We start from the raw sequence: 15,146 nt of genomic DNA on the forward strand, positions 1-15,146 counted from the left end.
TCAGAACCGCGTGGTCAGGCCGAGCCCGAATATGGTTCGGTCGAATGTCGGGCGCTGCTCATGCGCCAGGTTGGCGCGCAGCGTCAGCGGGTCGGTGACGTCCCAGGAGATGCCGCCAAAGACGGTGCGCGTCGGCACCAGCGTGCCGTCGGAGATTTCGGGGGCGTCGGCATAGCCGCCGAACACATTGAAGCGCTGTGTCACCGCCAGATCGGCCCGCAGCACATAGCCATCCGCTTGCGTGCCGATATCGTCGGCCGCGTGCACCCATCGGGCCGAAAGCCCCAGCCGGCCATCCAGGACATAGGCCTGCACCCAGGGCGAGATCGTGGTGATCTCGGCGTTGGCGAAATCGTCGTAGCGGGTGTCGATGTTGAGCGAGAACGGGCCGAACGCCTTCGCCGGCGCCATGATCTGCCACGAAGCGCCGGCACCGATCGAGTAGCGCGCCAAAAAGTCGGCATCCGGCGTCGCCGCCGCCAGCGCATAGGCGGAAACTGTGGGCGAGAAAGCCTGGTCGATGCGGCCTTCGATCTGAAAGTCGGTGTGGCCGAAGCGGGTCGCCACTCGGGTGCGGCCGGAAATGGTCGTTCGTGGGGTGAGCCGATAGGCAAGGCCGGCCGAACTGTCGGTCCAGTCGCCAAGCCCGCCGGTGAGATCGCTCACTTCGCTGCCGAGATCGAGCCGCCATTTGCGCGGCGGCGGCGCGGCCAGCCTCTGGTCGATGTCGCGCGAGCCGGGTTCGAGGGCAAGCGCCTGCCGGTAGGCGTCGCGCGCGGCTGCGTCGTCGCCACGGGCGCGGCGCAAATCGCCGATCCCCACCAGCGCCTCGGCATTGCGCGGATCGATCGCCAGCACGCGCTGAAACGACTGCTCGGCCCGCGCGTAATCCTGCTCGAGCAGAGAAATCCGCGCGTCGAGGCCGAGCGCCTCGACATTTTCCGGCGCGGTGCCGAGCACGTCGTCGATCATCGCGCGGGCGCCCGGCACGTCGCCCTGCCAGATCGCCAGGCGGACCTTACCGAGGCGAGCGTCGAGAAGGCCCGGCTCTATGGCCAGCGCCTGGTCGAAGAAATGCCCGGCCTCGTCGAATTTCTGCTGGGAGCCCGCGACAAGACCAAGGGCGACGAGGATGTCGGTGTTTTTCGGCGCCAGCCGGAGCGCGCGGCGATAGGCCTTCTCCGCCTCGGGCAATTGTCCCGCCGCCCGCAATCGCCGACCTTCTTCCATCAGGCCGGCAATGGGATTCGGCCGCGGAGGGCGCGGCTTGTTCCTCGCCGTCGCGGCTGCAGGCTTCGCCTTCCTCGTGGCCTGCTGGGCCCTGCGGATGTTGGCGACAAGCGCGGCCGCGTCGGTATTGCCGGGTTCGGCACGCGAGACCTTTTCGGCGAGCGGCAGCGCGGCGTCGAGATTGCCGGAGCGGAATTCGATCTGGGCCATGCCGAAGCTGGCGTCCAGATAGGCCGGCGCCAGTGAAAGGGCCTTGGAAAAGGCCTCGCGCGCCGCCGGCAGATCGTTGCGGCCAAGCTCGGCGAAGCCGAGTTGCACCAGGGCGTCGGCATTGTCGGGCTTGAGCGCCAGCGCGCGCCGAAGCAGATCCGCCGCCTCGTCGAAATTCTGGGCTTGCCTGGCCTTGACGCCGGAAGCGTACAGTTCGTCGACCGTCTGGGCCAGCGCCGCGGCAGGCGCCGCGGCAACCGCCAGGAACATGCATGCGGAAATGATGGCGCGCCGGCCGCGCCGCATCAGCGTCTCCCGCTCTTCCGCGCGAGCAGACGCGCAAGCCGGGCCAGCAATTCCTCGGGAATGAAGGGTTTCACAAGGTAGTCGTCCGCTCCCTTCTCAAGGGCCGAGACGATGTCTTTTTCGCCCTTGCGGGCGGTCAGCATGACGACCGGGGTTTCGGACAAAGCCGGATCGCCCTTGATGCGGGCAAGCACTTCCAAGCCGTCGGCCTTGGCGACATCGATCTCCGACGCCCTGGTCTTGGTCATCATCGCCTGCACCCGGTCGCCGAGTCTCTCGTCCAGCTCCGCCGCCGAGAACACGATGACCCCGGTCTCGAGCGGCAGATCGATGAGCAGATCCAGCCCCGATCCGTCGGGAAGCGCGATGTCCAGGATGACCAGGTCGAAGCGATGCTTCGCGACCGCGCGGCGTGCCTCCTGCAGCGTTTTCGCCGAGGTGAACGAGACGCTCGGACCCAGCCCCGCCGACATCACGGCAAGCACACCCTCGTCGTCCTCGACATGGAGGATCCTCGGCCTCCGGTCGATCTTGCCGTCAACGATCTTGGCAAGAGCCGCGTGAAGCCGCCTCGAATCCACCGGCTTCTCCAGCCAGTCGACGATGCCGACGGCAGTGCCGTTCAGCGAGCGCTTGGCCTCATCGGCGACGGCGGAGATGACGATGACCGAAATATCGGAATTCATCGGTGACGCCCTGATGTCGTGGAAGAGCTTGATGCCGGATTCCCCCGCCAGCCTGATGTCGAGCGTCAGCGCCACGTAATCGCGGGAGCGCAGCAGCGCCTTGGCGGTGTCGATGTCGGGGGCGACGTCGCTGGAAAAGCCTTCCGCATCAAGAAGTGCTGCGATCACCGCCGCGACGTCGGCCTCGTCCTCGCAGATGAGAACACGCAGGCGGCCATCGCGCGGCCGCGCCCGGCGCTCGACCAAAACCGGCTTCTCGGCCTGCCTGTGCGCTTCGGCAAGGTCGACGTGAAACGAGGTTCCCTTGCCTTGCTCGGTTTCGAAGGAAACGGCGCCGCCCAGCTTTTCCGCAATGGCCTTGACGATGCTCAAGCCCAGGCCGGTGCCGCCTATCCTGCGGGTGCTGGACGCGTCCGCCTGCTCGAACTTGCCGAATATGCGGCTGCGGAAGGCCTCGGGGATGCCGGCGCCCTGATCGATCACCGAGATGCGCAGCATGTCGCGATCGCGACGCTCGAGTTTCACCGTCACGGTTCCGTCGGCGTCAGAGAACTTGATCGCATTCGACAGCAGGTTCGCCATCACCTGATGCAGGCGGTCCGGATCGATGTTGGCTTCGGCACGCGGGGCATCGTCGACCAGGACGATGCGTATCCGGCTATCGGCCATGTAGTTGGAACTGGCGGCAATGGCCTGCTCCAGGACGGGGCGGACAGGCATCTGCTTGATCTTGAAGGCGATCACGCCCGATTCGATCTTCTCCATGTCGAGGATGTCGTTGATGAGGAGGACCAGCCTCTCGCTGTTTTTGTGGGCGATGTTGACGAGGTTGGCGGCCTTGGGCGGCAGTTCGCCGGCCACGCCGGCCGCGATCAGGCCCAGCGAGCCGCGGATGGAGGTCAACGGGGTGCGCAATTCGTGGCTGACCGTGGAAATGAAGTCGTTCTTGAGCTGGGCGGTGTGCTTTTGCTCGGTGATGTCGCGATTGTAGGTGACGACACCGGTGATCTTGCCGGACTCGTCGCGGAACGGGGCCTTGAGCGTGTAGAGCCAGCCCTGCCTGCCATCCGGCAAAAGCGCCGGCTGATCGATCCGCAGCGTCTGCCCGGCCTCCAGCGCACCCATCTCATTCTGCCGGAAGCGCTCTGCCACCTCCTTCGGATAGAAATCGAAATCCGTCTTGCCGATGAGCTGCTCCACCGAAGCGGCGCCAATCATTTCGGCGGTGGCGGGATTGGCGGCGATGAAGCGGCCATCCACGTCCTTTATGCTCAGGCAGTCCGGCAGCTCGCGAACCATGGCCCGGTAGATCATGTTGGACATCAGGAGATCGCGCCGCCGCTGCTGGCGGTCGAGCAGCACGCCGATGATGATTGTGCTGAGAAAACGGAACACGAGGGACGGGAACGTGCTCTGTTGCGCCAGGCCGGCAATTTGCGTAGGGATCACCAGGAGCGTGATCAGCCCGGCAAGGGCGACCGATACGCCGAGACCGAATATGTCGTACATGGTGCGCGACCGGGCCGCAACGATGTGGTGCCACGCAATGCCGACGACGGCGGTGATGAGGATGCCCATGACCCCGACGCTCGCTCCCTGTCCGCCGAGATGGATGCGATAGGCAATGGAGCCGACCGTCGCGATGAGCATTGCCGGCCATCCGCCGAAGAACGCGGCCGCAGCAATGAAGGCGGCACGCAGATCGACGACGAAGCCGGAGACGGACAGGGCCGTCGCCATGGAAATGATCGCGCCCACGCACATGACCACGCCGAGAAGCAGCGACTGCATCCGCCGCGAGAGACGCCCAGTGAAATCCGCCACAAGGTCCCAGGCGACCACGAGGATGGAGACCAGGGCAAGATTGGCGAGGAGTGAGTGCCAGATCTCGATCATGACGTTCCGGCTCCTTTTTTCCGATAGATACCGGCAAAACCTATCCGAGGTCTAAAAGAGCCGACGCTCTGCGGCAACGGCGCATGTCGAAACCACGCAGAAACGGTGCCGCCCGGTCTGGCTTCGTGACGGCTGAACCGCCAGTCGCAATGCGCTGCGATGCGTGGATCGCCTTTAGCGATCTCGCGGGTGCCGGCGGCATGTCAGTGGATGAAGTGGCCCGGTGCGGCGTCGAACGGCGCTGATCCAAACTCAGCGAATTGCTGGTGAATGACTTTTACTGGGTGCAGTTCCGCAAACTGCCCATGACTTGGGCAGCTTGCCAATCACTGTGGCATTTATACAACCACCAATTTAATCACCCCCTGCTAAGACACGCTGGGCTTATTCATTGGGGGTACGGGCGATGTTCACGCGCTTTTCTGCGAAATCTATTCTTTTGTGCGCCGTTTCGACGGTGGCTTTGATGTCTGCCGCGCATGCGGCCGATGTCGCCCAGCCGGTCGAGGCGTCCGGGTTCAACTGGAGCGGGCTCTATGTCGGATTCGGCGTTGGCGCCGGCGCCAACGTTCATGAGATCAGCAGCGACTTCATCCCGGGCCTGTCGCTGAACGGCATTGGCGGCGAAGGCGTCTACGGCGAAGCGACCGTCGGCTACGACTATATGGTTTCGCAGCGCTTCCTGCTGGGCGGGCTGATCGACGCCCATTTCGGCAATATCGAGACCTCGCTTGATGCATTCGGGCTCAGCGCCTCGATCCAGGAAACCTACGGCTTCGATGCAGGCCTGCGCGCCGGCTATCTCTTCACGCCGAACACGCTGGGCTATGTGCTGGGCGGCTATTCCTGGCAGAAGTACAAGCTGGACACCAACGCGGGCTTTGACCTCGATTGGGACCAGGGCGGCTACTTCGTCGGCGCCGGTGTCGAGACCGCCGTCGCCGGCAACTGGACGATCAAGGGCGAGTATCGCTACACGCGCTTCGCCACCAATGACGATCTGCTGTCCGAGTTCGGCGCACCGGATGGCTTTCTCAACCTCGACACTTCGCGGCATACGTTCCAGGTAGCCGCCAACTATCGCTTTGGCGCCCAGAACGGCGGCGGCGCCGCCTTCGAGGCTCCCGCCTACAACTGGACCGGCTTTTATGTCGGTGGCGGGCTCGGCGCGGGTGCGTCCGTGCACCAGCTCGACGTTCCGCCGGCCGGTGTGACGTTGAACGGGATCGGCGGCGAAGGCGTGTTCGGCGAGGCGAGCATCGGCTACGACCAGGATTTCGGCAGCTGGGTGGCAGGCGTCATGGTCGACGCACGCTATTCCGGCATGACGTCGAAGGTGGAAGTCCCCGGAGGGCAGATCAACCTCGACACCGACTACGGCTTCGACGTGCTCGGCCGCCTCGGCATGAAGGTCAACGAATCAACCCTCGCCTATGCGCTCGCCGGCTACAGCTGGCAGCATTTCGACCTGAACGCCTCGGCGGCGACATCCTCGACTGGGGCTCCAGCGGCTTCTCGGTGGGTGGCGGTGTGGAAACGGCCGTATCGAGCAACATGACGGTCGGTCTCGAATATCGCTACTCGCAATTCGCCGAGAAGGATTTTTCGGCGGATCTCGGCGCGCCGGACGGCAGCCTCACCTCGACGCCCTCCTTCCACACCGTGCGGATCGACGCCAAGTACAAGTTCAACTAAAAGCCTTTCACTAAGGCCCTCCAGGCAAACAGCTAGAGCCCGCCGGCAATACCGGCGGGCCTTTTTTGTTTCCCACATAGAAATGCTGCCGCGGGCCAGTCACCGCCGCGGGTACAAATACCCCACGCCGCGGATCGTCTTGATCAGCTCCGGTTTCGTCGGATCCTTCTCGGTCCGGCGGCGTAGCCTGGTAATGCGGCTGTCGATGCTGCGGTCGAAGGGCTCATCGCCCCTCGGCGGCGCAAGGTCGAGCAGCTCGTCACGGCCAATGACCTGGCCGGGCCGCGTGGCGAAGGCCGCAACCAGGTCGAGCTCCATCGGAGTCAGCGACATGGCCCTGCCCTCGGCGTCGCTCAGCGTCCGCGCGTTTGCATCGAAGACATAGGCGCCGAAGGCGAAATGCCCGGCCGGCAAGGGATCGGCGCCATCAGCCGCCTTCGGCCTGCGCCGGCGCAGCACCGCGGCGATCCGCGCCTCCAGTTCGGTCGGCGCGAAGGGTTTTACCAGGTAGTCGTCGGCGCCGACTTCGAGGCCCGCCACCTTGTCGAAAACCGAATCGGCGCTGGTCAGCATGACGATGCCCGCATCATGTTGCTCGCGCAGCCAGCGGGCGAGGCTGAAGCCGTTCTCGCCGGGCATGTTGAGGTCGAGAACGACAAGGTCGGCCTTTGCCGCCGTGATCGCCGCGCGCAGTTCGGCGCCGCCGGATGCGGTGCGGACGCCATAGCCTTTTGCCTGCAGATAGTCGGCGATCATGAACGCCACGTCGGTCTCGTCGTCCACGACAATGATGTCGGCCATGCCTTCCCCCGATGCCGTGAGCGACCACCGGAGCGTACAGGGCATTCGTCCAGGGTCAACCGCACGTGCCCTGCCCTCGATCGACACAACTGAAACAAGGGCCGTCGAGAAGGCCGGTTCCCGGCATCGTCGTGAAACGTTGCAGCGCCAGCCTGTCGGACCGCACCATAAATGAGGAGCAATGCCTTGGCACCGCTTGAGATGGCCGACTTGACAGGTCGGGAGCCGTTCAGTCCACTGGCCACGCGGGAGCAGCAGCATCGCGACCGGCGCATCCGTCAGTGGAGATCCCGCCTTGCCGACCTCCTCGAATCCGCCCCTGTCCCGGCACTTCGCGTTCGCCATGGCCGCCCTGCCTCTGGTTTTGCTTGTCGCCGGCCTCGGCCTGCATCAGTTCCACAGCCGGCAAGCCTCGCTTGTTCCCTACGCAATCATTCTGGCCGGCCTGCTGGTCTTCCTGTTCGCTGTGCACCGGATGTTTCTGCGCGAATTTGGCCGTCCAGGTCTCAGCCATGAACACGCGCCAGGCGATGGCGCTCAGCCGGCCGGCACGGTTTCGGGCATCGCCGAAGGTGCGGAGCAAAGACGGGCCCGCGAGGCCCTGGAGGCCAGCGAACAGCGTTACCGCAGTGTCGTCGAAACGCAGACAGAGTTCGTCATGCGCATGCTGCCCAACGGCCATCTGACCTTCGTCAACGAAGCGTATTGCCGCTACTGCGATATGCCTCGAGAACGGCTGCTTGACCCGTCCTGGTGCGACCTGGACCAGCTCACGGACAGCGAGCGCGCCCGATTTCTTGCCCATGTGGCGAAACTTACGCCGGAGAACTCGACAGCAACCATCGAGTTGAAGGTGGAACGGCCAATGCGAGGCTCGACCTGGGCAGCCTGGACCGATCGCGGCATTTTCGACGAAAACGGCAAGCTCACCGAAATCCAGTCCGTCGGGCGGGACGTCACCGAGGAGAAACGCGCCCTAGAGGCGCTGGAGGCCAGCGAGCAACGCTACCGCAGCGTGGTCGAACTGCAGACCGAGTTCGTCGTCCGCATGTCGCCGGACGGCTACCTGACCTTCGTCAACGATGCCTATTGCCGGGCATGCCGGATGACACGGGAACAGCTTCTCAGCCCATCCTGGTGCGAACTCGACGTGCTTCCCCCGGACGAACGGCGCCGGTTCGTCGCGCATCTCGGCCGCCTCACCCCGCAGGCGCCGGATGCCAGCATAGAACTTCTCAACGCAATGCCCGATGGCGTAAGCCGATGGCTGGCCTGGAACGATCACGGCATCTTCGATGGCGAAGGCCGCCTGATCGAGGTGCAGTCCGTCGGCCGCGACATCTCCGACCGCGTCTTCGCCGAACAGGCGCGACTTGAAGCAGAGAAATTGTCGAGAGAACGGGATGCGCAGTTCCGCGCCATCGCCGAGGGCGTGCCGTTGCCGATCACCATCTCGGCAATCGACGGGCCCGAGATCCTGTTCGTCAACGAGCCGGCGCGCAAGATACTTGGCGTCGAGATCGGCCAGGTCGGCGCGGAGGCGATATCGACCTGGGAAAGCCGCGCCCGGCGCGACGATCTTATGCGGCTTCTGCTGCGCGACGGCCTCGTCGACGCATTCGAGGCCGGCATGACCACCATGCAAGGGACGAGGATCGACACGCTGGTTTCGGCGCGTCTGATCACGCGCGGCGGCCGGCCGGCCATGCTTGCCGCCGTCACAGACATCACGCGTCAGCGCGAAGCCGAAGCCGAAATCGCCCGCCAGCGCGAGACGCTCTATCAGTCCGAGAAGCTCTCCGCGCTTGGTTCGCTGCTGGCGGGCGTAGCGCATGAGCTCAACAATCCGCTGTCGGTCGTCATCGGCTACAGCTCGATGCTGAAGGAGTTTTCGACCGACAGCGCGACAGTGGGCCGCGCCGACAAGATCCACGCGGCGGCCGAGCGATGCTCGCGGATCGTGCGCACATTCCTGGCCATGGCGCGCAAGAAGCCGCCGACAAGAGGCGCCGTCGACATCAACGAAGTCGTCATCGCCTCGCTCGAACTTGCCGCCTACAGCCTGCGCTCGGCCGGGATCGAGATCCGTACCGAACTGGAGGATGGGCTCGCCGCCATCTGGGGCGACCGGGATCAGCTTCATCAGGTCATCACCAATCTGGCGGTGAATGCACAGCAGGCCTTGCTGCAGGTGCCGCATCCGCGGCGGCTGACGATCATAACCACCGGGGACGACGGCGCCGTCGAGATCGTGGTGGCCGACAATGGTCCGGGCATGCCGGAGACTGTGCGGGCGCGCGCCTTCGAGCCCTTCTACACGACCAAATCGGCCGGCGAAGGCACCGGCGTCGGTCTGTCGGTCTGCCACGGCATCGTGACGGCGCATGGCGGCAGCATAGAGCTGGATTCGACCGAGGGCGGCGGGGCACGCTTCACGATCCGGTTGCCGAGCGGCAAGGCCGAGGCGGTTTCGACGCCGGCGACGGCCGGCAAGGCGCCGCCCGCGCCATCGGCCGCGCGCATTCTGGTGGTCGACGACGATACCGACATTGCCGCAATGATCGCCGAAATGCTCAGGCGCGACGGCCACGACGTGACCATCGCCGACGATGCGCATGCCGCCCTGAGAGCCGTGCGCCACGAAAGGGTCGACCTCTTGATCAGCGACATACGCATGCCCGGCCTCGACGGGCCTGGCCTCTATCGCGCATTGGAGGAGGTGCGCCCGGGGCTCGCCGGCCGGCTGCTGTTCGTGACCGGCGATACGCTGGCCCCCGAGATCGATCGCTTCATCGGCGAGACGGGCGCGCCCGTGGTCGAAAAGCCGCTCGATCCGCAAAGCTTTCGCAGGCTGGTGACGGAACGCCTCAGCGTAATGGAAGAGGCCAAGCCATGACCAGGCAGAAATTGCTCATCGTCGACGACGAAGCGCCCCTGCGCGAGATGCTGTGCGACTACCTGCCGGTGCATGGCTTCGACGTCCGCGCCGTCGCGGATGGAGCGGGCATGCGCGCCGAACTCGACCGCTTCTGCCCCGATCTGGTCATTCTTGACGTCAATCTCATCGGCGAAAGCGGTTACGATCTCGCTCGCGAAATCACCGGACGGAGCCGCATTGGGATCCTGATGCTGACCGCCGTCGGCGACCTGCCGCACCGGCTCGAAGGCCTTGCCGCCGGCGCCGACGACTATATGGCCAAGCCCTTCGAACCGCGTGAGCTTCTGGCGCGGATCAGAAGCGTCATAAGGCGCCTGGGCGAGGAAGAGCAGGCGCCGGCAAACCGCATCCGCTTCGGCCGCTGCGTGCTCGACATGGATGGCCGCACGATGGTCGATTCGGACGGCGCCGACGTCGAACTCACGCCGATGGAATTCGACCTGCTCTGCGTGTTCGCGCGCCATCCAAGGCAGATCCTGTCCCGCGACCAGCTTTGCAGGCTGGCGCACAACCGCGACCTCGAGCCCGGCGACCGCAGCATCGACATCCGCATCACGCGATTGCGCAAGAAGGTCGAGGCCGAACCCGAGGCGCCGGCCGTCCTGGTGACGGTGCGCGGCGAAGGCTATGTCTTCGAGCCGGCCCGCGATGAGGCCGGACGGCGTTAGAGCTACGACTTGCGACCTGGTGCAGACGTCTGTTGCACTGCCTCACGCCGTCCCACCCGCTTGCGAACTTCCCGGCGCAGGCTGCGTGCGGTGTCGCGCACGACGGGAATGGTCCAGCGCGCGGTTGCGGTCGCGATCAACAACCCGGCCACCGGATCGACGAAACGGGCAATCACCGTACCTTCCCAGACCATGGCCGTTGCCAGCGACGCGGCGATCAAGAGGTTCGACGAGAGCTTGTCAGAGAACAGGCAGATCTGCGCGCGCGCCAGCGCGGACGCGGCAAGGGCGTTGCGGGCCTTCCAGCGCCGCAGGATCCAGAAATTGACCACCGCATAGGCGAGATTGAGATTCATGGCGAGGACCACGCCGGAGCCGTGCGGTTCGACGCCGCCGGCCGTGATGCGCTGGACCGCGATGCCGGCGACGACAGCCATGGAAAGGCACATGCCGGAGGCAGCAAGCGCATTGGCGAGTGTTTCCGCCAGGGCTGCCCGGCGCTTGCCCATGCCCGATTTCCTGCCACCGGCCACGACCGCGACAACGACCAGCACCAGCATGTCCATCATCGTCAGTGCGAGATCGGCGCGGATGGTCAGCGAGGTGGACGTGGCTGTCGCGTAGGCCGTCAGCAGCAGGCCGGGCGTGCCCGCCAGGACGGCCAGACGTGCCGTGCGGACAGCCGCCGCCTCGCCATCCGGTCCGCCATTGGTTTTCTGCAAAGCTTGCATCGCCAGAACCTCCGCGTTCTGGCGTCACCGATGACGCAGCGATGTTGCGCTGATTTGCCGACCTGCCGGTCGAAGGTTTCGTTTGTGTCGTTGCGCGGCTCGCGCGCCTCCATTGTCATCGTTTGCGGACGACAACGCGCGGACGTTTCACCCCGACGGATCGCAACAATCGAAACAATTCGGACGAATTCGGCATTCGCCTGAAACAGCCGGCAGCGAGAAGCCGCGCCATGGAGCGCACCCGGCGGGAAGGCTCCGCTGAAAACGACAAAGGAAATCACGATGAATCGCCTCAAGACTTACCTGGCCGCGGCCTCGGCAATGGCCTGCCTCGTCGCCCCGGCCATCGCCGCAGGCCCGGAAGGCACCAACGGCAAATCGCTGAACGGCCTGGAGCAAAACTCACTGACAAGCAATTCGCTGACCAGCAATGCGATTTTCCCGAACGGCCTCGGCGTCTATGCGCTCAACGGCGTGCATGTCGACGGCATCGTTCTCGCGAAAAGCCTCGCTCCGGCCGGCGGCTCCATCATCGACCCGAACGACCGCAGCTTGCCGGCTGTTCAGCACGGCGCCGGCTCCTTCCTCAACCCGAACATGGGCAATTTGCCGGCTGTCCAGAAAAGCAATGCCCAATCGTCGACCGCCGGCAAGCGAAGCAACGGCCTTCCGTCTGCTCAGCACGGTTTTGGCGGCGGCGATGGGGCCAACCATGACCGGCCGACCCCCTCGCCGAGGCGTTAGAAGCGCCGCGTCCAATTGGACGCGCAAAAGACGCAGTCAGTGGAACGGATGGCCTCGCGCCGTCCGTTCTCTGTCAAACGATAGCTGCCGAAAGCGCTGACCTTTGGCCGCGCTCACCACTCCCGCAAGACCTGCTGTCAGGAGTCAACAATGTCACACCACCGCCTCGCCCAGATTGGCCGCCACGCATCGGTCGCCATTGCCGCATCCGTTTCCTGCATGGTCGCCGTCCCCTCAGCCGAGGCCGAACAGGCGATCCGCTCGATCTCCATCGTCGGCATGCGGTTCGAGGTGACGACCGGAGACGGCCACATAGTCGCTCAAGACGATCTCGTCGGCGCCATTCTGACGCTCGGCGACGGACGAGACAGCGTGCCGCTGCGCATCGATGCGGTCGAGGCCGATCCGAGGAACCCGGATGGCGCGATCATGGCTCTACACCATGTCGACCCGCGACGCGGCGACAGGCGAGTGGCGCAACATCTGCGAGCCGGACATCGAAGGCCGGCGCATGGGTTTCCCGCTCGCCGGCACCTGGACCCAGGATGGCCGCCATCTGCCGTCCGATACGGCCTTCAGCATTACCTGCACCGGCGGCGCCCAGGCCAAATGCGCGCGTTTCGGCTATCGGCCCTGGGAAAAATTGCCCGATGGAACGCCGCTCTGGGATCATCATCAGGCATGCACCCGCATGATCCGCGCCGATTATTGCGGCGACGGTATCGGCCATACGCGCAACGGCACGCCGATCGTCATCTATGACAGGAACGGCATACAGCAGGACGAGGCCGCGCCGGGTATGGCGTTCGAAGCGGCGTGGGGGGTGGACGGCGCGCTGTGCGTCAGCCGCACGAGGATCCCGGACGTGCTGACGATGGAAGGCCTGGCGGCGATCTGTCCGGGCGTGCGGCAAATGCCACAGGCAGCGGCGTGCGAGAGCAACGCCCGGGCGCTGGTCCTGAACCGTTCGATCGAGCCGTAATCCGCCGGCATCACGTTCGGGCAGCGCGCCTGTTGGGCTTCGGCCTGTCGTCGCGCGACCGCCCCTCCACCACCTTCTCGATCTCGCGCTTCAGCTCGTCCTTGATATCGACGGTTTCGCTCATCAGAGCGTCGATCTTCATGAAGTCGAGCACGCGGTATTTCGACACCGCCGGGCGGACCAGAATGTCGGGCGGGCACTGCTTCAGCTTGTTGGCGATGATCGACTGCATCATCAATTGCGTGGCGCCGAACATCAGGTCGACCGTGGTCGGATGCTTGCGCTCGATCTCGCTCGGCGCGCCGACGACGTCGATAGCGATGATGATGTCGGCAGCCTTTTCGATGAGATCGAATGGCACCGGATTGTAGATGCCGCCGTCGATCAGCACCCTTCCGTCACGCGTCACCGGGCGGAACACGGCAGGGATGGCGGCCGAGGCTGCCAATGCCGAATGCAGGTCGCCATCGTCGAACACGGCGAGTTTGTGGCCGAAATAGTCGGTCGCCGTTACGAGCAGCGGGATCTTCAGCTCGGCGAAGGTTTCGGGGATGGCGTCGGGCAGGAAGGCTTTCAGGATGCGCTCGATGTTGAACTGGCTGACGCGGATGCCGCCCTGCATCGCCTCGGCGAGGGTGCCCGGGCGCGCCCGCCACATGCGCGTCGCCACCTCGGCGCGGCGGCTAAGGATCGAGCGGGCATAATCGTGGATGTCCTTGCCGGCCATGCCCGAGGCCATGCCGGCGCCCATGATGGCGCCGATCGAGGAGCCGGCGATGGCGACCGGCTTGATACCGAGCTCGTCCAGCGCCTCAATGGCATGGATATGCGCCAGCCCGCGCGCGCCGCCACCGCCAAAGGCAACACCGAAGGTGGGGTTCATCCCTTGCCTCCCAAAGCCGGCCCGACAATCATGATTGCCGGCTCGGCCGACAGCAGCTTCTTCGCCGCCGCCTTGACCTGATCGAGCGTCACCGCATCGATCAGCGCCGCGCGGCGCTGCATGTAGTCGATGCCGAGCTTGTCCAGCTGGAGCTCCACAAGCGTCGCGGCGATGGCGCTGGAGGAATCCAGATTGTTGATGGCATAGGCGCCGATCATGTATTTCTTGGTCGCCTCCAGTTCGGCCTCGGTCGGCCCCTCCTCTACCATCTTCTTCAACACGTCACGCACAATGCCGAGCGTTTCGGCGGCGCGGTCCGAACGCGTCGCCGTGGTGACGATCAGCGCGTTGGAATGCTGGTGGTCGACGAGGTTGGAATCGACGCCATAGGCCAGCCCCCGCTTCTCGCGCACCTCATCGTAGAGGCGCGAAGTGAAGGTGCCGCCGCCGAGGATCTCGTTCATCAGCACCGCGGCGAAGAAATCCGGCGCGTTGCGCTGCACGCCGGGAAAAGCGAGCTGCAGCGAGGTCTGCGGCAGGTCGTAATTCACCTCCACCTGCTGGCCGAGTTTCAGGGCGGTGTCGGCGACCGGGGCAAGCGCCTGCTTTTGCGGCAGGTCGCCGAAGACCTGGTCGAGCTTGCCTTTCAAAGTCGCGGCATCGATGTCGCCGACCACGGCGACATGCAGGCCGTCGCGGGCGAAACTGGCCTTGTAGAAAGCCCTTATATCGTCGGGCGTGATTGTGGCGATGCTCTGCGTGGTGCCCTCGTCGGGCCGGGCATAGGGATGCTCGCCATAGATCGCGCGCAGCCATTTGCGCTGGGCGATGGCGTTGGGGTCGCGCTCATTGGCGATGATGCCGGACAGGATCTGGGCGCGGATGCGGTCGATCGGCGCCTGGTCGAAGCGCGGCCTGTTGACCGCGAGCGTCAAAAGGTCGAAGGCGGCGTCCTTCTGTTCGGAAAGCATGCGCATCGAACCATAGGTGCCGTCGCGCTGCGCATCGAAGCCCATTTCGGCGCCGGCATCGTCGAGTTTCACCTGGAAGGCATCGCTGTCGAAGTCACCGGCGCCCTCGTCGAACAGGCCGGTCATCAGATTGGCGAGCCCTTCCTTGCCGGCCGGATCCTGTGTGGACCCGCCGTCGAAGACGAAGCGGATGGTGACGATCGGCACCGAATGGTCCTCGACCAGCCAGGCCGTGATGCCCTTGGGCGATTTGACTTCCTGGATGTCCATCGCCCGCGCGGCCAGAGCCGGCAAGATGAGGAAAAGGATGGAGAGGAGCAGAGTGGAGAGGGCGTTCAGCGCTCTTCCTTCTCCCCTTGTGGGAGAAGGAAAGGCGCGCATCCACCTGGTGCTCATGCTCGTCAT

At 65.0% G+C, this 15,146-nt stretch carries 10 protein-coding genes and 1 pseudogene; 5 read left to right on the plus strand and 6 right to left on the minus strand.

The window, feature by feature from the left end; all coding sequences use genetic code 11:
* Both DH08_RS12275 and DH08_RS12280 read right to left on the minus strand, forming a co-directional pair.
* Entirely contained in the window at positions 1 to 1,746 is a 1,746-nt protein-coding gene (locus tag DH08_RS12275) for a YaiO family outer membrane beta-barrel protein (protein WP_192179557.1), read from the minus strand.
* A complete protein-coding gene (locus DH08_RS12280) occupies positions 1,746 to 4,328 on the minus strand; it encodes a response regulator (protein WP_192179558.1) in 2,583 nt (860 codons plus the stop codon). The genes DH08_RS12275 and DH08_RS12280 overlap by 1 nt, the downstream gene beginning before the upstream one ends.
* 406 nt (positions 4,329 to 4,734) lie before the next feature.
* Here DH08_RS12280 and DH08_RS12285 point away from each other — a divergent pair.
* Positions 4,735 to 6,023: pseudogene (locus DH08_RS12285) on the plus strand (outer membrane protein).
* A 99-nt stretch (positions 6,024 to 6,122) separates the two neighbouring features.
* Here DH08_RS12285 and DH08_RS12290 read toward each other — a convergent pair.
* Positions 6,123 to 6,824, minus strand: a complete 702-nt coding sequence (locus tag DH08_RS12290; RefSeq protein WP_192179559.1) for a response regulator — start codon at positions 6,822 to 6,824, stop codon at positions 6,123 to 6,125.
* Between the two features lie 295 nt (positions 6,825 to 7,119).
* Between DH08_RS12290 and DH08_RS12295 the strand changes: the two genes are divergently transcribed.
* Both DH08_RS12295 and DH08_RS12300 read left to right on the plus strand, forming a co-directional pair.
* Positions 7,120 to 9,720: a hybrid sensor histidine kinase/response regulator gene (locus tag DH08_RS12295; RefSeq protein ID WP_192179560.1), complete on the plus strand. Its 2,601-nt coding sequence runs from the start codon at positions 7,120 to 7,122 to the stop codon at positions 9,718 to 9,720.
* On the plus strand, positions 9,717 to 10,430 hold the full coding sequence (locus tag DH08_RS12300) for a response regulator (protein ID WP_192179561.1): 714 nt from the start codon (positions 9,717 to 9,719) through the stop codon (positions 10,428 to 10,430). Before DH08_RS12295 ends, DH08_RS12300 begins: the two co-directional genes overlap by 4 nt.
* Before the next feature lie 2 nt (positions 10,431 to 10,432).
* Here DH08_RS12300 and DH08_RS12305 read toward each other — a convergent pair whose 3' ends face one another.
* Positions 10,433 to 11,161 carry a cation diffusion facilitator family transporter gene (locus DH08_RS12305; RefSeq protein ID WP_192179562.1) on the minus strand — a complete coding sequence of 243 codons (729 nt, stop codon included), beginning with the start codon at positions 11,159 to 11,161 and terminating at the stop codon, positions 10,433 to 10,435.
* 282 nt (positions 11,162 to 11,443) lie between these two features.
* Between DH08_RS12305 and DH08_RS12310 the strand changes: the two genes are divergently transcribed.
* Positions 11,444 to 11,905 carry a hypothetical protein gene (locus DH08_RS12310; RefSeq protein WP_192179563.1) on the plus strand — a complete coding sequence of 154 codons (462 nt, stop codon included), beginning with the start codon at positions 11,444 to 11,446 and terminating at the stop codon, positions 11,903 to 11,905.
* Positions 11,906 to 12,323: 418 nt separating this feature from the next.
* Entirely contained in the window at positions 12,324 to 12,887 is a 564-nt protein-coding gene (locus DH08_RS12315) for an ADYC domain-containing protein (protein WP_282595032.1), read from the plus strand.
* Positions 12,888 to 12,897: 10 nt separating this feature from the next.
* Here DH08_RS12315 and DH08_RS12320 read toward each other — a convergent pair whose 3' ends face one another.
* Together DH08_RS12320 and DH08_RS12325 are read right to left on the minus strand one after the other, a co-directional pair.
* The gene (locus DH08_RS12320) at positions 12,898 to 13,770 is read right to left on the minus strand and encodes a patatin-like phospholipase family protein (protein WP_192179565.1); all 873 of its coding nucleotides are present in this window, start codon (positions 13,768 to 13,770) and stop codon (positions 12,898 to 12,900) included.
* Positions 13,767 to 15,146 (minus strand): M16 family metallopeptidase, encoded by a 1,380-nt coding sequence (locus DH08_RS12325; RefSeq protein ID WP_428338298.1) that lies wholly within the window; start codon positions 15,144 to 15,146, stop codon positions 13,767 to 13,769. Before DH08_RS12325 ends, DH08_RS12320 begins: the two co-directional genes overlap by 4 nt.

Source organism: Mesorhizobium amorphae (assembly GCF_014843845.1).
GTDB lineage: Bacteria > Pseudomonadota > Alphaproteobacteria > Rhizobiales > Rhizobiaceae > Mesorhizobium > Mesorhizobium amorphae_A.

What these genes read in the sequence shown, in the direction of transcription:
- DH08_RS12275 (WP_192179557.1), bottom strand. Translation starts at nt 1,746, where the DNA reads ATGCGGCGCGGCCGGCGCGCCATCATTTCCGCATGCATGTTCCTGGCG.
- DH08_RS12280 (WP_192179558.1), bottom strand. Translation starts at nt 4,328, where the DNA reads ATGATCGAGATCTGGCACTCACTCCTCGCCAATCTTGCCCTGGTCTCC.
- DH08_RS12290 (WP_192179559.1), bottom strand. Translation starts at nt 6,824, where the DNA reads ATGGCCGACATCATTGTCGTGGACGACGAGACCGACGTGGCGTTCATG.
- DH08_RS12300 (WP_192179561.1), top strand. Translation starts at nt 9,717, where the DNA reads ATGACCAGGCAGAAATTGCTCATCGTCGACGACGAAGCGCCCCTGCGC.
- DH08_RS12305 (WP_192179562.1), bottom strand. Translation starts at nt 11,161, where the DNA reads ATGCAAGCTTTGCAGAAAACCAATGGCGGACCGGATGGCGAGGCGGCG.
- DH08_RS12310 (WP_192179563.1), top strand. Translation starts at nt 11,444, where the DNA reads ATGAATCGCCTCAAGACTTACCTGGCCGCGGCCTCGGCAATGGCCTGC.
- DH08_RS12315 (WP_282595032.1), top strand. Translation starts at nt 12,324, where the DNA reads ATGGCGCGATCATGGCTCTACACCATGTCGACCCGCGACGCGGCGACA.
- DH08_RS12320 (WP_192179565.1), bottom strand. Translation starts at nt 13,770, where the DNA reads ATGAACCCCACCTTCGGTGTTGCCTTTGGCGGTGGCGGCGCGCGCGGG.
- DH08_RS12325 (WP_428338298.1), bottom strand. Translation starts at nt 15,146, where the DNA reads ATGACGAGCATGAGCACCAGGTGGATGCGCGCCTTTCCTTCTCCCACA.